Source organism: Bradyrhizobium sp. CCBAU 11386, from assembly GCF_028128955.1.
GTDB lineage: Bacteria > Pseudomonadota > Alphaproteobacteria > Rhizobiales > Xanthobacteraceae > Bradyrhizobium.
In genome coordinates this window covers 136,580-157,500 of sequence record NZ_LBKA01000253.1, presented here as the reverse complement: position 1 = coordinate 157,500, position 20,921 = coordinate 136,580, and the positions used below count along the sequence as shown (strand labels likewise).

The 20,921-nt window shown below is 65.0% G+C and carries 26 protein-coding genes and 2 pseudogenes; 15 read left to right on the top strand and 13 right to left on the bottom strand.

What is annotated here, in order from left to right:
- Positions 1–34: 34 nt before the first annotated feature.
- Both kynA and kynU read left to right on the top strand, forming a co-directional pair.
- Entirely contained in the window at positions 35–874 is an 840-nt protein-coding gene (gene kynA / locus XI09_RS35310) for a tryptophan 2,3-dioxygenase (RefSeq protein WP_271570987.1), read from the top strand.
- Between the two features lie 2 nt (positions 875–876).
- Positions 877–2,091 (top strand): kynureninase, encoded by a 1,215-nt coding sequence (gene kynU / locus XI09_RS35305; protein WP_271570986.1) that lies wholly within the window; start codon positions 877–879, stop codon positions 2,089–2,091.
- A gap of 115 nt (positions 2,092–2,206) precedes the next feature.
- On the opposite strand, the gene XI09_RS35300 is transcribed toward kynU, so the two are convergent.
- Positions 2,207–2,995: a cobalamin-binding protein gene (locus XI09_RS35300; protein WP_271570985.1), complete on the bottom strand. Its 789-nt coding sequence runs from the start codon at positions 2,993–2,995 to the stop codon at positions 2,207–2,209.
- 119 nt (positions 2,996–3,114) lie between these two features.
- On the opposite strand from XI09_RS35300, the gene XI09_RS35295 reads away from it, so the two are divergent.
- Together XI09_RS35295 and XI09_RS35290 are read left to right on the top strand one after the other, a co-directional pair.
- The gene (locus tag XI09_RS35295) at positions 3,115–3,516 is read left to right on the top strand and encodes a PaaI family thioesterase (protein WP_271570984.1); all 402 of its coding nucleotides are present in this window, start codon (positions 3,115–3,117) and stop codon (positions 3,514–3,516) included.
- 150 nt (positions 3,517–3,666) lie between these two features.
- Positions 3,667–4,272: a GNAT family N-acetyltransferase gene (locus tag XI09_RS35290; protein ID WP_271570983.1), complete on the top strand. Its 606-nt coding sequence runs from the start codon at positions 3,667–3,669 to the stop codon at positions 4,270–4,272.
- 60 nt (positions 4,273–4,332) lie between these two features.
- Here XI09_RS35290 and XI09_RS35285 read toward each other — a convergent pair whose 3' ends face one another.
- Entirely contained in the window at positions 4,333–4,632 is a 300-nt protein-coding gene (locus XI09_RS35285; protein ID WP_271570982.1) for a hypothetical protein, read from the bottom strand.
- A 105-nt stretch (positions 4,633–4,737) separates the two neighbouring features.
- Positions 4,738–5,424 (bottom strand): DUF2161 domain-containing phosphodiesterase, encoded by a 687-nt coding sequence (locus XI09_RS35280; protein WP_271570981.1) that lies wholly within the window; start codon positions 5,422–5,424, stop codon positions 4,738–4,740.
- A 127-nt stretch (positions 5,425–5,551) separates the two neighbouring features.
- Here XI09_RS35280 and XI09_RS35275 point away from each other — a divergent pair, with 127 nt between their 5' ends.
- Positions 5,552–5,899, top strand: a complete 348-nt coding sequence (locus XI09_RS35275) for a GrlR family regulatory protein (protein WP_130372036.1) — start codon at positions 5,552–5,554, stop codon at positions 5,897–5,899.
- Here XI09_RS35275 and XI09_RS35270 read toward each other — a convergent pair whose 3' ends face one another.
- Positions 5,900–6,580, bottom strand: coding sequence for an SDR family oxidoreductase (locus tag XI09_RS35270; RefSeq protein WP_271570980.1), 681 nt, complete (start codon positions 6,578–6,580; stop codon positions 5,900–5,902).
- Between the two features lie 131 nt (positions 6,581–6,711).
- Between XI09_RS35270 and XI09_RS35265 the strand changes: the two genes are divergently transcribed.
- On the top strand, positions 6,712–7,419 hold the full coding sequence (locus XI09_RS35265; protein WP_271570979.1) for an SGNH/GDSL hydrolase family protein: 708 nt from the start codon (positions 6,712–6,714) through the stop codon (positions 7,417–7,419).
- A gap of 15 nt (positions 7,420–7,434) precedes the next feature.
- Here the strand turns inward: XI09_RS35265 and XI09_RS35260 are convergent, their stop codons facing one another.
- Positions 7,435–8,178, bottom strand: coding sequence for a tyrosine-protein phosphatase (locus XI09_RS35260; RefSeq protein WP_271570978.1), 744 nt, complete (start codon positions 8,176–8,178; stop codon positions 7,435–7,437).
- Positions 8,179–8,226: 48 nt separating this feature from the next.
- Here XI09_RS35260 and XI09_RS35255 point away from each other — a divergent pair, with 48 nt between their 5' ends.
- On the top strand, positions 8,227–8,535 hold the full coding sequence (locus XI09_RS35255; protein WP_271570977.1) for an MliC family protein: 309 nt from the start codon (positions 8,227–8,229) through the stop codon (positions 8,533–8,535).
- Positions 8,536–8,649: 114 nt separating this feature from the next.
- Here XI09_RS35255 and XI09_RS35250 read toward each other — a convergent pair whose 3' ends face one another.
- Both XI09_RS35250 and XI09_RS35245 read right to left on the bottom strand, forming a co-directional pair.
- Entirely contained in the window at positions 8,650–8,853 is a 204-nt protein-coding gene (locus XI09_RS35250) for a DUF2735 domain-containing protein (protein ID WP_011086940.1), read from the bottom strand.
- Entirely contained in the window at positions 8,831–9,295 is a 465-nt protein-coding gene (locus tag XI09_RS35245; RefSeq protein WP_271570976.1) for a hypothetical protein, read from the bottom strand. The genes XI09_RS35250 and XI09_RS35245 overlap by 23 nt, the downstream gene beginning before the upstream one ends.
- Before the next feature lie 97 nt (positions 9,296–9,392).
- Between XI09_RS35245 and XI09_RS35240 the strand changes: the two genes are divergently transcribed.
- From XI09_RS35240 to XI09_RS35225, 4 genes are all read left to right on the top strand, one after another.
- Positions 9,393–10,427: a glutamine synthetase beta-grasp domain-containing protein gene (locus tag XI09_RS35240; RefSeq protein WP_271570975.1), complete on the top strand. Its 1,035-nt coding sequence runs from the start codon at positions 9,393–9,395 to the stop codon at positions 10,425–10,427.
- A gap of 196 nt (positions 10,428–10,623) precedes the next feature.
- A complete protein-coding gene (locus tag XI09_RS35235) occupies positions 10,624–11,325 on the top strand; it encodes a GrlR family regulatory protein (RefSeq protein ID WP_271570974.1) in 702 nt (233 codons plus the stop codon).
- An 18-nt stretch (positions 11,326–11,343) separates the two neighbouring features.
- Positions 11,344–12,030 carry a substrate-binding domain-containing protein gene (locus XI09_RS35230; protein ID WP_271570973.1) on the top strand — a complete coding sequence of 229 codons (687 nt, stop codon included), beginning with the start codon at positions 11,344–11,346 and terminating at the stop codon, positions 12,028–12,030.
- Between the two features lie 32 nt (positions 12,031–12,062).
- The gene (locus tag XI09_RS35225) at positions 12,063–12,884 is read left to right on the top strand and encodes a tetratricopeptide repeat protein (RefSeq protein WP_271570972.1); all 822 of its coding nucleotides are present in this window, start codon (positions 12,063–12,065) and stop codon (positions 12,882–12,884) included.
- 70 nt (positions 12,885–12,954) lie between these two features.
- Here XI09_RS35225 and XI09_RS35220 read toward each other — a convergent pair whose 3' ends face one another.
- Positions 12,955–13,413 carry a hypothetical protein gene (locus tag XI09_RS35220; RefSeq protein WP_271570971.1) on the bottom strand — a complete coding sequence of 153 codons (459 nt, stop codon included), beginning with the start codon at positions 13,411–13,413 and terminating at the stop codon, positions 12,955–12,957.
- Positions 13,414–13,519: 106 nt separating this feature from the next.
- On the opposite strand from XI09_RS35220, the gene XI09_RS35215 reads away from it, so the two are divergent.
- Both XI09_RS35215 and XI09_RS35210 read left to right on the top strand, forming a co-directional pair.
- The gene (locus XI09_RS35215) at positions 13,520–13,669 is read left to right on the top strand and encodes a hypothetical protein (RefSeq protein ID WP_007609497.1); all 150 of its coding nucleotides are present in this window, start codon (positions 13,520–13,522) and stop codon (positions 13,667–13,669) included.
- Between the two features lie 267 nt (positions 13,670–13,936).
- A complete protein-coding gene (locus XI09_RS35210) occupies positions 13,937–14,641 on the top strand; it encodes a hypothetical protein (RefSeq protein WP_271570970.1) in 705 nt (234 codons plus the stop codon).
- A gap of 146 nt (positions 14,642–14,787) precedes the next feature.
- Here XI09_RS35210 and XI09_RS35205 read toward each other — a convergent pair whose 3' ends face one another.
- Positions 14,788–15,063, bottom strand: coding sequence for a hypothetical protein (locus tag XI09_RS35205; RefSeq protein WP_271570969.1), 276 nt, complete (start codon positions 15,061–15,063; stop codon positions 14,788–14,790).
- Positions 15,064–15,683: 620 nt separating this feature from the next.
- Here XI09_RS35205 and XI09_RS35200 point away from each other — a divergent pair.
- Positions 15,684–17,306, top strand: a complete 1,623-nt coding sequence (locus XI09_RS35200) for an ABC-F family ATP-binding cassette domain-containing protein (protein ID WP_271570968.1) — start codon at positions 15,684–15,686, stop codon at positions 17,304–17,306.
- Here the strand turns inward: XI09_RS35200 and XI09_RS35195 are convergent.
- A pseudogene (locus XI09_RS35195) lies at positions 17,303–18,276 on the bottom strand (glycerophosphodiester phosphodiesterase family protein). The gene XI09_RS35200 and the pseudogene XI09_RS35195 overlap by 4 nt on opposite strands.
- A 92-nt stretch (positions 18,277–18,368) precedes the next feature.
- Between XI09_RS35195 and XI09_RS45845 the strand changes: the two are divergent.
- A pseudogene (locus XI09_RS45845) lies at positions 18,369–18,485 on the top strand (MBL fold metallo-hydrolase); the annotation flags it as partial.
- A 192-nt stretch (positions 18,486–18,677) separates the two neighbouring features.
- Here the strand turns inward: XI09_RS45845 and XI09_RS35190 are convergent.
- From XI09_RS35190 to XI09_RS35180, 3 genes are all read right to left on the bottom strand, one after another.
- Positions 18,678–18,926, bottom strand: coding sequence for a hypothetical protein (locus XI09_RS35190; protein ID WP_271570967.1), 249 nt, complete (start codon positions 18,924–18,926; stop codon positions 18,678–18,680).
- Between the two features lie 93 nt (positions 18,927–19,019).
- Entirely contained in the window at positions 19,020–19,895 is an 876-nt protein-coding gene (locus XI09_RS35185) for a dienelactone hydrolase family protein (RefSeq protein WP_271570966.1), read from the bottom strand.
- Between the two features lie 26 nt (positions 19,896–19,921).
- Positions 19,922–20,884, bottom strand: a complete 963-nt coding sequence (locus XI09_RS35180) for an alpha/beta hydrolase (protein ID WP_271570965.1) — start codon at positions 20,882–20,884, stop codon at positions 19,922–19,924.
- Between the last annotated feature and the right edge of the window lie 37 nt (positions 20,885–20,921).

Here is a 20,921-nt window from a genome sequence, read left to right as displayed (position 1 = left end):
CAGAGCCGGGTATGATCGATCGAGAGGGCCAGCCATGACGTCCAGCGATTACGATCCTGCAAACGAAGGCGCCGAGACCGACTTCTCCCGGCGCATGTCCTATGGCGATTATCTGGCGCTGGACGCGATCCTCGGCGCGCAGCATCCGCTGTCGGAGGCGCATGACGAGATGCTGTTCATCATCCAGCATCAGACCACCGAGCTGTGGATGCGGCTCGCCATCCACGAGCTCAGTGCCGCGCGCCGTGCCATCGCCCGGGACGAGGTGCAGCCCGCGATGAAGATGCTGGCGCGGATGTCGCGCATCTTCGAGCAGCTCAACAACGCCTGGGACGTGCTGCGCACCATGACGCCGAGCGAGTATACCCGCTTCCGCTCGCAGCTCGGGCAGTCCTCGGGCTTCCAGTCGCGCCAGTACCGGCTGATCGAATACCTGCTCGGCAATCGCAACCACGCCATGCTGAAGCCGCACGCGCACGATGTCGAGACGACGAAGCTGCTCGAAGCCGAGCTCGCGACGCCGAGCCTCTATGACGAGGTGCTGCGGCTCGCCGACCGCAACGGACTCAAGATGCCGGCCGCGGTGCTGTCGCGCGATGTCCGCGAGACCCACAGCTTCAACGAAGGCGTGCTCCAGGCCTGGCGTATCGTCTACCAGGCGCCTGAGACGCACTGGATGCTCTACGAGCTCGCCGAGAAGCTGGTCGATTTCGAGGACTATTTCCGGCGCTGGCGCTTTAACCACGTGACGACGGTCGAGCGGGTCATCGGCTTCAAGCGCGGCACCGGCGGCACCGGCGGCGTCAGCTATCTCAAGCGCATGCTGGAGATCGAGCTGTTTCCCGAACTCTGGCGCGTCCGCACCATTCTCTAGAGATGTCCATGACCAAGTCGAAGCTTCGCGTCTATGACGACACCAGGGCGCTGTTCCATCTGCCTGACGGCGTCATCTATCTCGACGGCAATTCACTCGGCGCGCTGCCGCTGGGCGTTGCCGAGCGCGTCAACCGCGTCATCACCTCCGAGTGGGGCAACGAACTGATCCGTGCCTGGAACAGCGCGGGCTGGTATGCCCAGCCGCGCCATGTCGGCGACCGCATCGCCCGGCTGATCGGCGCGGAAGCCGGCTCCGTGATGGTCGGCGACACGCTGTCGCTGAAGGTCTACCAGGCGCTCGCGGCTGCGCTCGACATGAACGCATCGCGCAAGATCGTCCTGTCAGACACCGGCAATTTCCCGACCGATCTCTACATGGCCGAAGGCCTGATCGCGACGCTCGGGCGCGGGCATCAATTGCGCCTGGTCGCGCCGGAAGAGATCGAGGCTGCGTTGTCGGAGGAGATCGCGGTCCTCTATATCACCGAGGTCGATTACCGCACCGGCCGCCGCCACGACATGGCGAAGCTGACGGCGAAAGCCCATGCGCTCGGCATCGTCACGGTCTGGGATCTCGCCCATTCGGCCGGCGCGCTGCCGGTCGATCTCGCCGGCTCAGGTGCCGATTTCGCCGCGGGATGCACCTACAAATACATCAACGCCGGTCCCGGCGCGCCAGCCTTCCTCTACGTTGCGCCGCGCCACGCCGACAGTGCGCGCGCCGCGCTGTCGGGCTGGATGGGCCACGCAAAGCCGTTTGCGTTTGAACTTGCCTATGTCGCGGCCGGCGGCATCGAGCGCATGCGCGTCGGCACCCCGCCGGTGCTGGCGATGGCGGCGCTGGAGGCTTCGCTCGACATCTGGGACCGCGTCGATATCGCCGAGGTCCGCGCGCGCTCGCTGGCGCTCGGCGATCTCCTGATCGCCGAAGTCGAGCGCCGCTGCCCGTCCTTGAAGCTGGTGACCCCGCGTGCGCACGAGCGCCGCGGCTCGCAGGTTTCCTTCGCTTTCGATTGCGGCTACGCCGCCATGCAGGCCCTGATCGCCCGCGGCGTCATCGGCGATTTCCGCGCGCCCGACATCATGCGCTTCGGCCTCACGCCGCTGTATATCGGCGAGAGCGAAGTGATGAGGGCGGCTGAGATCATCGAGGAGGTGATCGCAGGCGAGGTGTGGCGCAGGCCGGAATATCAGGTCGTGAATGCGGTGACGTGAGAAAGGGCGTCTGGCTCGACGTCATTGCGAGGAGCCCTTGCGACGAAGCAATCCAGAATCCCTCCGCGGAGACGCTCTGGATTGCTTCGCTTAGCTCGCAATGACGGAGGAAAGATCAGGAGCGTTCTCCCCACAGCGCCTGCACGATCGCATCCAGCCCATCCGTCAGCGCGGCCGGTCCCGGCTGGAGGATGATCGGCGACTTGATCTCGACGATGCGGTTGTCGCGCACGGCCGGAATCTCGCTCCAGCCGACGCGCGCGCGGATGCGGGCGGGAACGACTTTCTTGCCGCACCATGATGCGAGGATCACGTCGGGGGCTGCCTCACGCACGGCGTCCGCCGAGACGATACGATCCTTCGCCGCCTGCCGATGCCGCAGCTCCGGAAAGACATCCTCAGCCCCGGCGATCTCGATCAGCTCGGACACCCAGCCGATGCCGGAGATCAACGGATCGTCCCACTCCTCGAAATAGACCTTTGGCCGCGGCGAGGGGCGGGGCGTTGCTGCGATCGCGGCGAGACGCTGTTCGAATCCTTGGGCGAGGTCCTCGGCGCGCTTGGCGGCGCCGACCAGCGCGCCCAGCGTCCGGATCATCGCCAGGATTCCCGCAACGTCGCGCTGGTTGAAGACGTGGACGTCGATGCCGGCACGCACGAGATCGGCGACGATACCGGCCTGGAGATCGGAGAAGGCGAGCACCAGGTCCGGTTCCAGCGCCAGGATCTTTGGAATGTCTGCGGAGACGAAGGCCGATACCCGTGGCTTCTCGCGCCGCACCTGGGGCGGGCGCACGGCGTAGCCGGAGACGCCGACGATGCGGTCCTGCTCGCCGAGCAGATAGAGCGTTTCGACCGTCTCTTCGGTCAGGCAGACGATGCGGCGGGGAGGGAAATGACGCATGGGAGCAACATATGCACAAATGCGGGAATCGATGTCAGCACGGCCATTACCTCGGACGTCATTGCTTTGCCGCGCGAAGCAATTCACGCTGAGACAACAACGAATTGGGAGGATATCCGATGACGCCGCTCGAGAAACTCAAAGCGATGAAGATGCCGTTCGCCGAGCTCAAGGGCGTCGAATTCGTCGAGGCCGAGAAGGACCGCGTGGTGGCACGGATGACCGTCAGGCCAGATCTCTGCACCCTCCACAACACCCTCCACGGCGGCGCGGTGATGGCGCTGGCCGATTCGGTCGGCGCGGCGGCGACCGTGATCAACCTGCCCGAGGATGCCAAGGGCACGACGACTCTCGAGAGCAAGACCAATTTCATCGGCGGCGCCAAGGAGGGAACCACGGTCATCGCCACCGCCACCCCGGTTCACCGGGGCCGACGCACCCAGGTCTGGACCACCCGGCTCGAAACCGAGGACGGCAAGCTGGTGGCGGTGGTGACCCAGACGCAGCTGGTCCTCGTATAACTACGGGCCTTTGATTTTGTTAACGAAATAGCCGCTCCCGATGCCCGAAACTTGGGCAGGTTTCCGTCTTGAAAATTATGGTGCGATGCACAACATAGGGAGCCTAGGGATTCGAACGCCTCCTCGAGGGACACCAAGAGGAGTTTTGACGTGGTACTTGAAGAGACGCTCCGCACCGCCCCGAGCTATGTGCGGACCCTGATCCAGCAGGAAGAATTGCCGCTGCTGCGCGATCACCTGCTGAGGCTCGATGCCGAAAGCCGGCATGATCGTTTCAACGGTTTTCTCGACGACAGCTTCATCGAGCGTTACGCCGCGCGCTGTGCCGAGGACGGCACCGTGATCGTCGCCTATATCGTCGACGGGGTGGTCCGCGGTGCGGCCGAGCTGCATCCGCCTGAGCACGATTCGCTGCCCGAAGTCGCCTTCAGCGTGGAGGCCTCCGCACGACGCCAGGGCGTCGGCACCGTGCTGTTCCGCCGCCTGATCGCGGAAGCGCGCTGGAAAGGCTACAAGCGCCTGCGCATCACCACCGGCGCGGAGAATCACGCGATGCGGGCGCTCGCCAGGAAGTTCGGCGCCCATCTCGCGTTCCGCCACGGCGAATCGACCGGAACGATCGATCTCGCCAAGACGCCGGAAGCCGAGCTTGCCGACCTCGCAGCCGCGCCGTTCACGGCCGGGCGCGCGCTTCTCAGCTTCAACTCGACCTGCTGGAAGATCATTTCCAGCATGTACGGCAATCGCGCCGCCTGAATCAAAAAGCGGACCGGCAAAACCGGTCCGCTCTTGTATTGGGGGTCGTGGATGAGGCGCTCAGGTGCCGGTGCGGGCGCCGAAGCGGCGGACGACCCGGCGTTCGACCACGACGGAGCGCTGTGCGCCCTGTTCGCCGGCGATCACGCGCGTGGCGGTGATGCGGCTGTTGGTGCGGGCCTGCTTCTTCACCTCGGCCTGGACGACGTCGAGCGGCATCCCCATCAGAGCTGCGGCGATCTCGGCCTGCTGCTCCTGGTCGTCGGTGATGCCGACGGCGGCGAAGATCGCCTCGTCCAGGGTGGGCGGATCGTGACGCACGCGCCGCGTGCCGTACTTGGTATTCCAGTCTGCGCTCATGGGGGCCTCGTTTCGATCCGGGATACCTAGTGCCGCCTATGTTGCATTGCAATATGAATTTGGTGTGGCATCTCAGCTATTCACGACTTGCATCGATCCTGTGTGTCATGCCGGTGACGGAGCACCTGCGTCCACCTCGATCCTTTGCTGTGGCCAGCGCTTCAGCGCGGCGTGTCCAGCCCCGGTCAGCCCGTAGATTCCCCGCTCAGTGCGTTCGAACCAGCCATACACATTGTTAAGCAAGATCTTGCCGGCATCGGGACACCGCATACGCAGATCGCGCACGCGCCGTGGCCCCTCGGCGAGCGCCGAGGCGCAGGCCAGCGCCTGCTGTCGGTAGGCCGTCATGATCGGCGCGCGGGTGCTGCCGCCGAGCACCGGATCGCCCTGGCGGCGCTGATGCTCGGCAACGAGCCGCGAGCGCTTTTTCGGCTCGCGTCGCGGCGCCGCGGTCGGCGGCTTCACCAGCACCTCGACCTGGCCGCGGTCGGTAACCCCCAGCATACCGAAGCCGAGGCGGCGACAGAGATTGCGATAGCGCGCATCGCTCTCGCGCCCCTTGCCGCGGACCGACATCTTGGCGGCAATCCAGACCTCGTCGCCGGCCGGGGCGCGGTCGACCGCCTGGAGGATCAGCTCGAGATTGAAGGCGAGTTTGAGCTCGCCGATCACCACCACCGGCGGCTCACCGGCGCTGAGGCCCACGAGATCGCAGCCGCCGATCTCGCCCTTGACCGTGAAGCCGAGCTCTTCGAGGAAGCGTTTGACGGGCAGGTAGAGCGCGGTTTCCACAGGTGTTCCGATCGGAGAATCAATTCCAGGCAGTTTAGCCCGGATCGGACTCGGGGCTCTCTGCCATTTGCTCGGGAACAGATGGTCCGGCTATCCTGCAGGCGGGACAGTCGGGCGCTTGACGACGATGACAATCAGGAACGGGCTCTATCACATCCGCATCCAGATGCTGGATGGTGTCCAGGGCGGCAACCAGGGCGTCATGGTGCTGCGCGACGGCACCATGCGGGGCGGCGATTCATTCTTCTTCGCCTATGGCAGCTACACCTCCGCCGACGGCAAGTGGAAGGGCGAGCTGACCAACGAGGAGCACTCGCCCTCGTTCGACGAGCGCCCCGTGTGGGGCCGTAAGGTCGTGACCATCGGATTCAGCGGCACCTATACTGACGAGACCGCCTATGGCGAGGGCATCGCGCTCGCCGGCAAGCAGAGCATCCGCTTCAAGGGCGATCTGCGGCTCCTGGTGCCGGATTGATCACACCCGCCCGCTGACCGGGATCAGCGCGCCGGTGATGCCGCTCGCCGCGTCGCTGGCGAGGAACAGGATGACTTCAGCAAGCTCCTGCGGCGTCACCCATTTGGCGAAGTCCGCCTTCGGCATGTCGGCGCGGTTGGCCCTGGTGTCGATGATCGACGGCAGCACCGCGTTCACGGTGACCTTGCCCTTCCACTCGCTGGCCAGCGCCTCGGTGAGGCGATGCACGCCGGCTTTCGACGCCGCATAGGGGCCCATGCCATTGCCGGCCTGGAGCGCGCCCATGGCGCCGATGTTGACGATGCGGCCGGCGCTGGACGCGGCGAGATGCGGCAGCGCCGCGCGCGAGGCGTTGAGCGCGGTCAGCACGTTGAGTGCGTACATGCGCTGCCACGTCGTAATGTCGCCGTCGCCGACGGTCTCGAAGGCAAAGCCGCCGGCGATGTTGATCAGGGCATCAAGCCTGCCGAAATGTTTTGCCGCAGCCTCGATCGCCGTCTTCGCCTGCGCGGCGTCGGACAGATCGACGCTGCCGATCTCGATGCGCTCGGCCGTCGCCGGCGTTTGAGAGGGCGCGTGATCGATGCCGGCAACCCGCGCGCCGCGTGACCGCGCGAACTCCGCGACCACCTTGCCAAGTGCGCCGAGCGCGCCGGTCACGACAATGATTTTTCCCTGCACGATACCCTCCGTCGTATCAATTCGCGTCGACTATTGCCGCTTGCGAATTGGACTTGCAATGGAGGCGGCTTCAAGGCTGGGTTATAGGTGCAACTTTAGATCGTGGAGGAGGTTGTTTCATGTCCGACCATTTGCCGATCGTCGAGTTTCCCGCTGCGATCGTTGACCTGAAATACCCGCTGATGCGTCTCCGGCAGGCGCTGGACGGAAAGGGCCCGGTGCGGATCGTGGCGATGGGCTCATCCTCGACGGCCGGACGAGCCGACGTGGTTCCCTATCCCTACAGGCTCGAAATGTATCTGCGGCAGCACTACAGGGATGAGGATCCTCATCCGAACATCCGGATCGACGTCCTCAACCGGGGCAAGGGCGGAGAAGAGGCCAACGAAGAGCTCGGGCGCTTCGAGGCGGATATTTTTCAGGATGATCCGGCGCTGGTCATCTGGCAGGTTGGGACGAACGCGGTCTTTCACAACGACAAATACGACTTGGATGTGGTTGCCGGGAATATCAGGAAGGGGCTGGCGCAATTGCGTGCCCGCGGTTTCGAGGTTCTCGTGATTGATCCGCAGTATGTGACGAAGATGCTCTGGGATGACCGTGCCGAGCTCTCGGACAAGATGGTTCGGCTGATCCGCGATGCCGCTGAGGATGCCGAGGTCAGTCTGTTTCAGCGTTGGGCGCTGATGCGGCATTGGCACGTCCAGAACAACGTGTCGTTCGAGCAATTGCTGGATACGAGCGATCCGGACCAGCTGCACCAGAGCGACTGGAGCACCATGCAGGTATCGCTCGCCCTCAAGAATGCCATCATCAAGGCGGCAACGCCGACGGCGTGAGGCGGCTACTGCGGATCACGCTTGCAGATAGCGCGCCTTCAGTGCGGTCCGCTCTGCTGTGCCGAGCTTGAGCCCGTCGCGCAAGTAGGTTTCGAGGTCGCCATAGTCGCGGCCGACGGCTTCGAAAGCCGCCGCAAGATACGAGGCCTCGACGGAGCCGATCGCGTCGAGCACGTCGCCGGGAAGATCGGAGGCGTTTGACGCGTCGCGCCTGTAGTGCCGGTTGGTCAGGAGGTAGTCCTCGGCAATGACGTCATCGGCCACGCCGAGCGCATGCAGGATCAGCGCGCTGGCAAAGCCGGTGCGGTCCTTGCCGGCGGTGCAGTGGATCACGAGCGGGGCGCGGTCTTCCAGCAGATGGCCGAACAGCGCGCGAAAGCTGTGCGTGTTGTGGCGGACATAGTTGCGGTAGGACTCGCGCATGAGCTCGAGCGCGACCGGCGCGGTCAACGTGCCCCGGGCGAGCTCGGCGCGCAGCGCGGCGACAACCGTCGGCTCGATCGGCAGCGAGTGCACGGTGATCTCGTTCACGACGCAGACGCCGGCCGCGCGCTCCTCCAGCCCGCGAAAATCGAACGCGCTTCTGACGCCGAGCGCGCGGACGATTTCGATGTCATCGGCGGTGAGCTGACCGAGATGGTTGGAGCGGAAGATGTGCCGCCAGCGCGTGGTGCGGCCGTCAGTGGTCGGATAGCCGCCGAGATCGCGGAAATTGCTGGCGCCTTGCAAGGCGAGGTGGCGGGTAGGGGAGTCTGACATCGGATATGCTTTTGTTATGTTGCCGGCGGATCATTACAGGGGGCGATCATGAACCGGCACAAGGCCATTGTTTTGGCGATCACCATGCTGGCGGGCGGAATCTTCGGCATGCGGCAGGCCGCTGCGCAGACGTTCCAGACCTACCGCTGCGCCGATGGTACGCAGTTCATCGTCGGGTTTTATGACGAGGACAAGCGCGCCTTCCTCCAGATCGACGGCGAACCCGTCACGCTCGCCAAGCGGCTGGCTGTCTCTGGCGCGCGCTATTCGGGGGCGGGGATCACGCTGACGGTCGGCAAGACCGGAACGACGATCAAGCATCTGAAGCGGCCGGCGACGGCGTGCGCGGTGATCTGAACGGCGCCTGTCCCGCTGGAATCAAAAAGGGCCGAAACAACGTTGTTTCGACCCTTTTTCAAACTGCCGCCGGGCGCATGCGAGGGCGCGGCGGTATCAAACCAGCCACAGGCATCAGCGATCCCATTTCGGCTTGGCCTCGTCGACGGCCTCTTGATGGTACCAGCTTCCGCTGCAGATGGTCTCGTTCACGGGAAGCGAGAGACGGTCGGCAGGAAGGCGGGCCTCACCGTAGCGGCGACCTCCGAGAGCCGCGCGGCCCCCGGCGGGGAATTGGTAGATCTTTGCAGATCCCTCACTCAGACCATTGTTCATCATTGCGGTATCTCCTCGGGTCGAAGCGCTTGGCCTCCATGGTGCGCCCGACTCGTTCGATTGTGGTTACTGGAATCCCCATATCGGCCGCGCGCCCCGAAATACAAAGTGCTGAAAAGGAAATCAGTTTCGGCCCATTTTCTAGGCATCGTGCTTTCTGCATCCTCCAAGGCATCAGCTTGGTGACTAACGCTTGGGCCATTGCGAAGGTTGCTGGCGACGGTGCGAAGATTTTGCGAATATTGCCGGACGTTGATGCGCGTTTCATCGGCAACCTCCGGCGCAGGCCGGGCTGCTCCAGAATCAGGCGTTTTCCGCGGGATTTTTGCGGTGCAGCTTCACGCAAAGGTGCGCCGCTATGACGCACGCCGCTGTGGACGGCCAGCCGGCGGCGGGGAGAGGCCGGCGGCAGGGGAAAACCTTCCGTAGTGCGGCCTTTTGGCACGTTAAATGCTTGTAAACGGTCGGCCGATGGTGGCCGGGTACAAACGTGCGGGGGCCCCAGGGCCCCCAACCTTTCGCATCATCTACAGAGAGGCTCAATGACCAAGTACAAGCTCGAGTACATCTGGCTCGACGGATATACGCCGACTCCGAACTTGCGCGGCAAAACTCAGATCAAGGAATTCGCGTCGTTCCCGACGCTCGAGCAGCTTCCGCTCTGGGGCTTCGATGGCTCCTCCACCCAGCAGGCCGAGGGCCACAGCTCCGATTGCGTGCTGAAGCCGGTCGCCGTCTTCCCGGACGCTGCCCGCACCAACGGCGTGCTCGTGATGTGCGAAGTCATGATGCCCGATGGCAAGACCCCGCACGCCTCCAACAAGCGCGCCACCATCCTCGACGATGCCGGCGCCTGGTTCGGCTTCGAGCAGGAATACTTCTTCTACAAGGACGGCCGTCCGCTCGGCTTCCCGGCTTCGGGTTATCCGGCGCCGCAGGGCCCGTACTACACCGGCGTCGGCTTCTCGAACGTCGGCGACGTCGCCCGCAAGATCGTCGAAGAGCATCTCGACCTCTGCCTCGCGGCCGGCATCAACCATGAAGGCATCAACGCGGAAGTCGCGAAGGGCCAGTGGGAATTCCAGATCTTCGGCAAGGGCTCCAAGAAGGCCGCTGACGAAATGTGGATGGCCCGCTACCTGATGCTGCGCCTGACCGAGAAGTACGGCATCGACATCGAGTTCCACTGCAAGCCGCTCGGCGACACCGACTGGAACGGCTCCGGCATGCACGCCAACTTCTCGACCGAATACATGCGCACGGTCGGCGGCAAGGAGTACTTCGAGGCCCTGATGGCCGCCTTCGACAAGAACCTGATGGACCACATCGCCGTCTACGGCCCGGACAACGACAAGCGTCTGACCGGCAAGCACGAGACCGCGCCGTGGAACAAGTTCAGCTACGGCGTTGCCGACCGCGGCGCTTCGATCCGCGTGCCGCACTCCTTCGTCAACAACGGCTACAAGGGCTATCTGGAAGACCGTCGCCCGAACTCGCAGGGCGACCCATACCAGATCGCTTCGCAGATCCTGAAGACGATCGCGTCCGTGCCGACCGAGAAGAAGGCGGTGGCCTAAGATCCTCCCGGCCCGGGCTGGGGGGCTGGCCCGGGTTGGCTTTCAATCCGCCGGAGCTGAAAGGCTCCGGCGGATTTTTTGCATTTTGATGACGGCCGTTCCTGTGGCCTGTCGACCCCGGCGGCGTGAAACTTGTCCATCGCCATCGAAAGCGCGATAGAGTGTCACTGGATGCGCGCAGGGCCGGGGACGGCTGGTGTTTGAGGGTTTCTACAAGGTGCGGTTTCAGCTCGGCGACGCCGTTGGCCGGAGCGTGATGCATGCCGGCAATGGCAAGATGCTTGGCGGCAATTCGGCCTTCGCCCATATCGGCACCTACGAGAAGACCGATGACGGCGTCGACATCGTCATCAAGACCGTCCGCCACAATCCCGATCCGAACTACCGCGCCATGGCCGGCACCGATGATGCGACCTTGCTGGCGAAAGGCTGGGCCGACGGCGATCTCTATCGCTTCAAGGGCGAGCTGAAGGAGCTGCCGGGCGTTCCCTTTCAGTCGGTGATGACGCCGATCACGGAGGACGAGGTGTCGATCGCCGGCGGCGTCGGCGAGGGCGGCATCGCCGACGGCCTCTATTCGATCCACCTGCGCATGCTCGACGGCGTCGATGGCGGTCTCACCGGCGTGATGCTGCTCAACCAGGGCCGCATCCTCGGCGGCGATGCCTCGTTCTACTATCTCGGCAGCTACACCGCCACGAACGGCCGCTGGAAGGGCCAGATCCTCAATCAGGAGCACACGCCGGCCAAGGACGATCCGATCTTCGGCGGCCACGAGGTCGGCATTGGCTTCTCCGGCAGCTACGACGCGGAGCAGGCGGTGCTGGAGGCAACGGCGCTTGCCGGCAAGCGCAGCCTGCGCCTGACCGCCGCGCTCAAGCTGATGCACCGCGCCTGATCTCATCCGGGAAGACTCATGGAAAAGACCATCCGCATGCTCTCGACGCTCGGCCTGATGGGTGCGATGCGCAGCCTGTCGTCCGCCTTCGAGACCGCCAGCGGCATCCACGTCGATGCCGACTTCGCGCCGACCCTGGCGCTGCTCAAGAGGCTGCGCGACGGCGAGGCCGCCGATCTCGTCATCCTCACGCGCGAGGGGCTCGATGAAGTGATCGGCGAGGGCCGTGTGATCGCCGAGAGCGCAGCCGATCTCGCGCGCTCCTTCGTCGGCGTTGCCGTGCGGGCAGGGCAGGCGCATCCCGACATCGCGACCGAAGCTGCGCTGCGCAAGACGCTGCTTGCGGCGCGGTCCGTCGCCTATTCGCGGCTGGGCGCGAGCGGCGTGTACTTCGCCCAGCTGATCGTGCGGATGGGGATCGCGGCCGAGATCAACGCCAAGGCCACCATCGTCGAACAGGGCTTTACCGCCGAGCGGCTCATCAGCGGCGAGGCGGATCTGGCCGTGCAGCAGATCAGCGAGCTGAAGCAGGTCGACGGCATCGAAGTGATAGGGCCGGTCCCGCACGATTTGCAGACACCGGCCGTGTTCTCCGCCGGCCGCATGGCGAACGCGAAACATGCCGAAGCCGCGGACCGGTTGCTGCGCTACCTCGCATCGCCGGAGGTCGTGCCCGTTCTGCGTCGATCGGGACTCGAGCCTTGAATTTGCCGGGGCGGGGACGCAACGTGGTGCCCATGCGGATCTATCTTCTTGCCATTCTCCTCGCGCTTGCCGCGCCCCTCGCGGCGCATGCGCAGTCGGCCGACCTCGTCCTGTGCGACCGGGTTGCGGCCGATCCCAGCGATCCCGACAAGCCGGCTGACGTGAAGGGCGTGGCGGAGGTCGCTGCCTCCGACGTCGCGACCGCCATCAGGTTCTGCAAGCAGGCCGCGCCATCCTCGCGGCGCGCGATGTTCGCGCTCGGCCGCGCCTACGCGGCCAACCGGCAGACGGCGGAGGCGATCGCCGCCTGGCGCAAGGCGGCCGACAAGGGATCGAGCGCGGCCATGGTCGAGCTCGGCGTGCTCTACGGCACCGGCGCCGGCGTTGCAAAGGATGAAGCGCAGGCGCGCAAGTTGTTCGAGAAGGCGGCGCAGGCCGGCAATCCCCGCGGCGTCAGCAATCTTGCCGCGCTCGGCGGCGCCGGCGGTGCCGCGCCGGCCGATCCGGCGCAGGCGCGCGCGCTGCTGGGCAAGGCCGCCGAGACCAACGCGGAGGCGCAGTACCAGCTCGGCCTGATGCTCTCCGAAGGCACGGGCGGTGCGCAGGACGACGTCGCGGCGCGCGCGCTGTTCGAGAAGGCGGCCGCGCAAAACCATCCCGGCGCGCTGGAGCGGATGGGCGCCTTCGCGCAGGAAGGCCGCGGCGGCGCGAAGGACAAGGATGCCGCGAAAGCCTATTACGAGCGCGCCGCAGCGCTTGGCGACGAAGACGCCAAGAAGGCGTTGGAGCGGCTGCGCTGCCCGTACGCGATCAAGGACAAGCAGGGCAAGCTCGTCACCACGCTGTGCTTCTGATTCACCTCTCCCTTCGGGAGAGGTGCGCCGAGCGTCCGGCTGGCAGCGATGCGATGAAGAGCCAGCTCGCTCACTTCATGTAGTAGGCGAGATTGTTGCGGGCGTCGCGATAGGTCGTCTCGAGAAAATCAGGATATTCTGCGGCCGCCTGCGCCACGGCGCGTACGACGCAGTCCCAGAAATCGCCGTCCCATTTGAAATGCGCTTCAGTCGCGCCCTCGAATTTGACGGCGGTGATGATGGCCTGCCTGATCGCGTCGTCATCGGCGCGCGGATGGGCGCGCTTCAGGTAACCGAACATCGGCCCTTCATCGGCATGGTCGCGCTCGTAGCGGTATTTCGCCCTGAACTGCTCCGGCGTGAGGGTGCGATTGATGCGGACCTCTTCGGCGGTCGGGCGCCCTTCGATCGAATCCAGTCGGTAGCGCCAGCGCCAGAGTTCGAACGCGGCATCGAGCAGCGGCTGCTTCGCCGCGCTGGCGATGAAGGCTTCGATCTGCGCTTCGGCGGATGGTTCGGTCCGGTTCATGCCGCTTTGTCGCGCGCTTGCGCCGGCGGGTTCGAAGCAGCTGTCAGAGGGAAGGAACCAGCTCCGGCAAGCGCGGTTGAGATCACAGCAAGCGGGAGGCCCGATCATGATCCGCAAACTGGCATCCGGCGAGTATCGCCTTTACTCACGCAAGGTGAATCCGAAGACCGGCAAGCGTCGCAACCTCGGCACCTTCAAGAGCCGCGCGGCGGCCGAGAAGCACGAGCGCGAGGTGCAGTATTTCAAGCGTCACTAGCGCGTGGCGAGGGGGCCGCGACCCCGCAAGACAAAAAAGTCGAAAAACAACCCCATGCACAGTAGCCGGCCCACTGAAATCGCAGCGGAATCCCGTGCTGCTGATTTTACGAAATTCGTTTGACCCGTCGGGCAAAACAGGGGTATGGTGGCATCATGGCACGAACGGGTCCGCGAGCAGCCCTGCGCGAAAAAGCCGGATGGCCTTGGTGCGGCGGCAGTGCTAGGTAGCCTCGCGATTCCTTTCCGATTTTGCGGGTTAATTGCGTTGCTGGACGGACTCTACAAGGTTGAATACGGCGTCAACGACGCGTTCGGCCGCAGCATCATGTGCCTGCACGACGGCAAGATGCTGGGCGGCAATTCGGGCTTCGCGCATCTTGGCACCTATGTCGAGCGCGACGGCGAGATCATCGCCGAGGTCATCACCGAACGGCATAATCTGGATCCGAACTACAAGCCGCTGATGGGAGCCGATGTAGCCTCGATCGGCGCACGCGGGCGGCTGCACGGCAACCAGATCCGTCTCGAGGGCGGCGCGGACACCATGCCGGGCGCAAGATTCTGGGCCAATCTCACCCGGCTCGATGACGAGGCGCTGCCTCCGAGCGGGGAGGTCGGTCCGGGCGGGATCGCCAACGGACTCTATGGGATGAGCCTGCGCGCACTTGACGGCGTCGAGGCCGGGCTCTCCGGCGTGATGCTCCTGATCGACGGCCGCATCCTCGGCGGCGATGCGTTCTTCTACTATCTCGGCTCGTACTCTTCGGCGGACGGCCGCTGGAAGGGCGAGATGCTCAATCAGGAGCACACGCCGGCGAAAGGCGAAAATCCGGTCTTCGGCGGCTATGAGGTCGGGATCGGATTCTCCGGGGCCTGCACCGCGGACAGCGGCGAGCTCGAAGGCATCGCGCTCGCCGGCAAGCGCAGCCTGCGCCTTGCCGCCTCGCTCAAGCTGATGCGGCGGGCGTAGGACGGGTACTCATAGAAACTACGTCCGCTGCCCTAAAATGCGGACATCGAAGGTGTTCTGGATCAACGGCGTCCTCGGGCCAACTGCGGATGCTCGGGTGGGCTGTCGCCAAGTCACGCCTGTTTGCGAGCGTTTGTGGCGCAATTTCATCCGCTGGTTGCACGGATGATGATTCTGATATAGTTTTGAATTGATTTTGAGTTTTTGCTTTTTTTGCCTGTCAATTTACTTACCGGATATCGGTAATGATTTACCAGAACGTCGACAGAATTGTTGTCGGTATGCGTTTCAAGATGAGCGAGCTTGGTGCCGTTCGATGCCCAGAGCTTGCCGACCGGAGTGGCATCGTCATTGACGTGAGCCGTCGTACCACGGGCATCACCGTGCTGTTCGATGGCGCCGGAAGACCAACTTGCCTGCACAGGGACTTCATATCGCCCATCCCGGATGGGGAGGTCACCGCACCTTCTATCGCTTCAGACGAATGAGGGTCCGTGATGTTTTCAAAACCGCGCGAATGGTCCAGGCACGAGGCGCAGCGATTGACGACTCTCGCGCGTCAGAAAACCTGCGCCGGCGACATAGCCCGTGAGCTTGATCGCCATGTCACTTCAGTCAGAAAGAAGGCGCGCGAACTCGGCTTGCTGCTCCCTAAGCAGGCCGACGTCTCGCGACTGCGTCGGAAGTGAAATCATTCAATGTGGCGCATCGCGCCCACCGCCGCCTGCGACGGTATTCGTTAGGTAAAGCTCTGACGTAGGCGCGCTGCAAATGTGTTGGCAGCCGCGCGGGGCGCAATGCCGCGCATGATGTCGCCATCGGATGGGGCATCAACGGACGTCACGGTTTGCGGCTCGGACGGCGCGCTTCGGGCCGGAAGCGGACAGCGAACTGGCAGCCAGCGGGCACGAAGCGCCGTTTCGGGGCGAATTCCAGCAAGCTGGCGTGTCCGGCGAGGGCGGAATCCGGGCCCGGCCGGGCTTCCCCTGGCGGCCTGCATGGCCTATGACGCTGCAACGCAAAATTCCCCCAAAAAGCCCCCATGATCCGCCTCGACAACGTCAGCAAGCAAGCCGGCCACCAGATCCTGTTCATCGAAGCCTCCGCCGCCCTCAACAAGGGCGAGAAGATCGGGCTCGTCGGCCCGAACGGCGCGGGCAAAACCACCCTGTTCCGGATGATCGCCGGTGAGGAGCTGCCGGACGAGGGACAGGTCTCGACCGATCGCGGCATCACCATCGGATATTTCAATCAGGACGTCGGCGAGATGAGCGGCCGCAGCGCCGTGGCCGAGGTCATGAACGGCGCCGGTCCCGTCAGCGAGGTCGCGGCCGAGCTGCGCCAGCTCGAGGCTGACATGGCCGATCCTGACAAGGCCGACCAGATGGACGAGATCATCGCGCGCTATGGCGAGGTCCAGCACGCCTTCGAGGAACTCGACGGCTACGCCCTCGACGGCCGCGCGCGCGAGGCGCTCTCGGGTCTCGGCTTCAGCCAGGAGATGATGGACGGCGATGTCGGCAAGCTCTCGGGCGGCTGGAAGATGCGCGTGGCGCTCGCGCGGATTCTTTTGATGCGTCCCGACGTCATGCTGCTCGACGAGCCGAGCAACCATCTCGATCTGGAAAGCCTGATCTGGCTGGAAAAATTCCTGCACGACTATGAGGGCACGCTCTTGATGACCTCGCATGACCGCGAGTTCATCAACCGCGTGATCTCCAAGGTGATCGAGATCGATAGCGGCTCGCTGACGACCTACACCGGCGATTACGAGTTCTACGAGCAGCAGCGCGCGCTGAACGAGAAGCAGCAGCAGGCGCAGTTCGAGCGCCAGCAGGCGATGCTCGCCAAGGAGATCAAGTTCATCGAGCGCTTCAAGGCGCGCGCGTCTCATGCGGCGCAGGTGCAGAGCCGTGTGAAGAAGCTCGACAAGATCGAGCGGGTCGAGCCGCCGCGCCGCCGCCAGACGGTGGCGTTCGACTTTCCGCCCGCACCGCGCTCGGGCGAGGACGTCGTGGCGCTCAAGAGCGTCCACAAGGGCTATGGCAGCAAGCGCATCTATGACGGCCTCGATTTCATGATCCGCCGTAGGGAGCGCTGGTGCGTGATGGGCGTCAACGGCGCCGGCAAGTCGACGCTGCTCAAGCTCGTCGCGGGCGCCAGCGAGCCGGACGAGGGCACGGTGGCAGTCGGCGGCAGCGTCAAGATGGGCTATTTCGCCCAGCACGCGATGGACCTGCACGACGGCGAGCGCACCGTGTTCCAATCGCTGGAGGACGCGTTTCCGACCGCGGGGCAGGGGTCGTTGCGCGCGCTCGCCGGCTGCTTCGGCTTCTCCGGCGACGACGTCGAGAAGCGCTGCCGCGTGCTCTCGGGCGGCGAGAAGGCGCGCCTCGTGATGGCAAAAATGCTGTTCGATCCGCCGAACTTCCTGGTGCTGGACGAGCCGACCAACCATCTCGACCTTGCCACCAAGGAGATGCTGATCACGGCGCTGTCGGATTTCGAGGGCACCATGCTGTTCGTCTCGCACGACCGGCATTTTCTGGCGACGCTGTCGAACCGCGTGCTCGAGCTGACGCCCGAAGGCATCCACCAGTTTGGTGGCGGCTACACGGAGTATGTCGCGCGCACGGGGCAGGAAGCGCCGGGGCTGCGGAGCTAGTCTTTGCTCTTGCTTGCGATTGCCTCGATCTCGTTGGTCCAGATTCCGCCGGAATAGCCTTGCGGGAGCCGGGCGAACAACTCCGGCGTATCGATGCCGGAGGAGAACTCGCCGCCGGTGTACGGGCCGAGCACGAAGACCGCGCTGTTGGCGCCGTTCATCCGAGCGAGAGGCGATCGGGCCACCCCCAGAGCCAGGGCGCGATATTGATCGGGACCAGCACCATCGCATTTCGGCAGGCGGCCGGCATCAGGCCGGTCCAGCCATAGCCGATATAGCCGAGCAGGCAGCGCCGGATCGTCCCGCGCGATATCGTGCGGACCTCCGGAGTGAGGCGACGGATCGCCTCGATCGGCTCGTCACCACCATAGACCATGATCATCCGCCGCCGCTCGGCCGGCAATGCGTTCAGCACGGCGGCGAGCTTCTCGCCCTCGCTGGTGTCGCGGCTCTTCACGTTGACGAGGAGGCGCCGTTTTGGGAAGGCGGCAAGCACCTCCGAGAGCGTCGGCATCATCCCGATGCCCTTGCCGCGAAACGGGAAGGTCTTGCCGCCGTCGGCGGTGTAGCCATAGCCGATGTCGAGCGTTTTCAGCTTTGCCATGGCCTGCTCGCGGGTGACGCCATGCCCGTCGGTGCGGCAGTCGAGCGTCCAGTCGTGGAACACGGCGAACTCGCCGTCGGTCGTCGGGTGCACGTCGAGCTCGACCACGTCGGCGCCGGCCTCGAAGCTTGCCCGCATCGAGCGAAGGGTGTTTTCGAGATAGTCGTGCGTCGGCGGCAACATCCGCGCAGCGGTGCAGGTATCGTTCTTCACGTCACGCTCGTCGAAGCGTTGCGCCATGCCGCGATGGGCGAGCAATACCGGCTTGCCGTCCCGATGCGGCGCCAGAAGGCTCGTGTTGTTGATGTAGACGCCCGCAGCAACGGCGAGCACGGCTGCCGTGGCGAATCTGAGTTTCCGGCCCACCAGATATTCCCCGTTCCGCGATGATCGTCGGTGGCGTTTGAGGTTGATTTGCGGCAACTGCCGTGCACGGCAGCTCCCATGGGCCTCGCAGCTTCGCCGCCGTCGCGGACACCGACACGCTGATCCTGCCGATCCATTTTCCGGCGCCGACGGTCGGATGGATCAAGCCGCTGGATGGGACGTTTGATGATAGGTTCAAGCGGGAGTGATCGGGGTGAACGATTAGCCGCCTGACGAGTCTCGTGTCCCGGACGCGGTGCGGCACGCAGTGACGCGCCGCTGAGCCGGGACCCACTTCTTGGACGATGCGTGGAAGCATGGGCCCCGGCTCAGCAGCGCATCGCTGAAGAAGCGCTGCGCTGCGTCCGGGGCACGAGAGTGCTCTCAGTCGTGGCAGCGCCTTACGCGCTGACCTCGCACTTCTTCATAAAACTGTTCTTGGCGGCGCCGGCGAGCGGCTTGCCGTCGGAGCCGACGGCCTTGGGCGTGCAGGCGTCCGCCTTGCACTTCTTCAGGAACGAGGTCTTGGCTGCGCCTGCGAGCGGCTTGCCGTCCTTGCCGACCGCCTTGCTCTCGCAGGTTTCTTGCGCGAAGGCCGATCCCGCTGCAAAGGTCGCGACGATCGCAGCCAGGAAAATCCGCTTCATCATGGGTGTCTCCCTAAACCAGAAATGGCGAGCGGATTGGAGCCGGGAATCGTGGCGCAATCAAGCAGGATCGGCGCCGACGCGTCTTCGCGCTGTTCAATTTTTCCAGCGGTCGAGCGCGGCAATGGCCTTGACGCGCGCGTCGTTCATCGCCCCCTGATTCCCGGGCGTCGACTGCCGCCGGGACGAGGGCTCGTCGAAATCGTGGGTTGCGCCGCGATAGGCCGTGACGTCGATCGGGCTTCCGGCCTGCCGCGAGCGGTCGGCGAATTGCTGGCAGGTCTGCGGCGAGACCTCTTCGTCGTCGGCGCCGAGAAACATCGCGATTGGAGCGGCGCTGGAGATGGTCGGCGCGACCAGTGCCTTCCGTCCGCAGCCCGGATAGAACACGAGCGCGCCGCGATAACCGGCTGTCTTGTCGCCCTGCCGGATCATCACGTTCAGTGCGGTGCTGCCGCCATTGGACCAGCCCTGGAGGAAGACCTGCCTGCCGATCACGTCGCTGCGTCCGCGCAGATAAGCGAGCGCCCCCTCGGCATCGAGCGGGCGCACGGTCAGTTCGTTGACGTCGGCACGGTCAGGATCGTCGTGGGTGAAGCGGCCGAAGCCGTGCGCCTTGCCGCGTGGGCCGAAACTGTCCGGGAGCAAGGCAAGGTAACCGTGCGCCGACCAATATTCGCCCCACATCCTGTGGCGCTTGGACAAGGTGGTGGCGTCGCAGGGCGAGGCGATACCGGCGCCGACGGACGTGCAGCCGGAATTGTTGTTGCTGGAGTAGGGGCCGCCGCGGCCATGCAGCATGACGACGGCAGGCCAGGGGCCCGGCGTCGTCGGCTGGAACAGGTAGCCGACGAGCGCGGTGCGGTTGTCGGCGCTGCGAAAATAGACCGTCTGCGGTGCGGCGGAGACGGCCGCGACCGGCACCAGCGAGGCGACGAGGCCGATGAAGAGACGGACGAGATGAGCTGGCAAATCGGTCGGGCCTGATCGCAACGTGATCACACGCCCCGCACGAGCAGCGCCTTGAAGTCGGCCCGCGCGCGCTGCGCCTCGGCCCTGGCGACGTCCGAGGCGTCGCCCATGCCGAAATAGCCGTGGATCAGGCCGGGACCCTCATGATGCTTGACCCGCACGCCGGCGGCCTCCAGCGCCCGCGCGTAGACCGCGCCCTCGTCGCGCAGGGGATCGAACCAGGCGGTGGCAACGACCGCAGGTGCGACACCTGCAAGGGACGCAGCGCGCAGCGGTGAGACCCGCCAGTCCTTGGCATGGCCGGGTGCGGCGAGGTAATGGCCGCAAAACCATTCCATCGTGGCGCGCGTGAGGAAATAGCCGTCGGCATTCTCGGCGCGCGAGGGAAAGCGCGCGTTCTCGCGCGCATCGGCGTAAGCGCCGCCGACGTCGGTCACGGGATAGGCCAGGAGCTGCGCGGCGAGCTTGATGCCGGCGTCACGGCAGGCGATCGCGGTGGCGGCGGCGAGATTGCCGCCGGCGCTGTCGCCGGCAACGCCGAGGCGTTTTGCGTCGCCGCCAAATTCCGCGACGCGGTTGAAGATGTCACTCGCCGCGGCGAAGGCATCCTCGAAGGCGCCGGGAAAACGCGTCTCCGGCGGGCGACGATAATCGACGGAGACGACGACCGCACCGGTCTCGATCGCAAGGTTGCGCGCCTGCCGGTCATGGGTCTCGATGTCGCCCGCGACCCAGCCGCCGCCGTGAAAAAACACCACGGTCGGCGCGGGATTGGTGCCGATCCGGTAAACGCGTGCATCGAGCGGGCTGGCGCCGCCTTTCACCTTGATATCCTGCACGGTCTCGACCGGCGGCGGCGGTACGGCCGCGCGCGCGGCAGCCAGTGCGCGCAAGGAATCGCGGGCGCTCTGTGGCGTCATCGTGGTGGGATCGCGCAGCGGCAGCAGCGGAATGATCTGGGCGATGACGGGATCGAGCGGTGCGGCCATTTGCGGGTCCTCACGGGGGTCTTGCCAGGGTTCTTGG

Coding starts and splice junctions, on each gene's coding strand:
- kynA (WP_271570987.1), top strand. CDS start 35: ATGACGTCCAGCGATTACGATCCTGCAAACGAAGGCGCCGAGACCGAC.
- kynU (WP_271570986.1), top strand. CDS start 877: ATGTCCATGACCAAGTCGAAGCTTCGCGTCTATGACGACACCAGGGCG.
- XI09_RS35300 (WP_271570985.1), bottom strand. CDS start 2,995: ATGCGTCATTTCCCTCCCCGCCGCATCGTCTGCCTGACCGAAGAGACG.
- XI09_RS35295 (WP_271570984.1), top strand. CDS start 3,115: ATGACGCCGCTCGAGAAACTCAAAGCGATGAAGATGCCGTTCGCCGAG.
- XI09_RS35285 (WP_271570982.1), bottom strand. CDS start 4,632: ATGAGCGCAGACTGGAATACCAAGTACGGCACGCGGCGCGTGCGTCAC.
- XI09_RS35275 (WP_130372036.1), top strand. CDS start 5,552: ATGACAATCAGGAACGGGCTCTATCACATCCGCATCCAGATGCTGGAT.
- XI09_RS35260 (WP_271570978.1), bottom strand. CDS start 8,178: ATGTCAGACTCCCCTACCCGCCACCTCGCCTTGCAAGGCGCCAGCAAT.
- XI09_RS35255 (WP_271570977.1), top strand. CDS start 8,227: ATGAACCGGCACAAGGCCATTGTTTTGGCGATCACCATGCTGGCGGGC.
- XI09_RS35250 (WP_011086940.1), bottom strand. CDS start 8,853: ATGATGAACAATGGTCTGAGTGAGGGATCTGCAAAGATCTACCAATTC.
- XI09_RS35240 (WP_271570975.1), top strand. CDS start 9,393: ATGACCAAGTACAAGCTCGAGTACATCTGGCTCGACGGATATACGCCG.
- XI09_RS35230 (WP_271570973.1), top strand. CDS start 11,344: ATGGAAAAGACCATCCGCATGCTCTCGACGCTCGGCCTGATGGGTGCG.
- XI09_RS35225 (WP_271570972.1), top strand. CDS start 12,063: ATGCGGATCTATCTTCTTGCCATTCTCCTCGCGCTTGCCGCGCCCCTC.
- XI09_RS35220 (WP_271570971.1), bottom strand. CDS start 13,413: ATGAACCGGACCGAACCATCCGCCGAAGCGCAGATCGAAGCCTTCATC.
- XI09_RS35215 (WP_007609497.1), top strand. CDS start 13,520: ATGATCCGCAAACTGGCATCCGGCGAGTATCGCCTTTACTCACGCAAG.
- XI09_RS35200 (WP_271570968.1), top strand. CDS start 15,684: ATGATCCGCCTCGACAACGTCAGCAAGCAAGCCGGCCACCAGATCCTG.
- XI09_RS35190 (WP_271570967.1), bottom strand. CDS start 18,926: ATGATGAAGCGGATTTTCCTGGCTGCGATCGTCGCGACCTTTGCAGCG.
- XI09_RS35180 (WP_271570965.1), bottom strand. CDS start 20,884: ATGGCCGCACCGCTCGATCCCGTCATCGCCCAGATCATTCCGCTGCTG.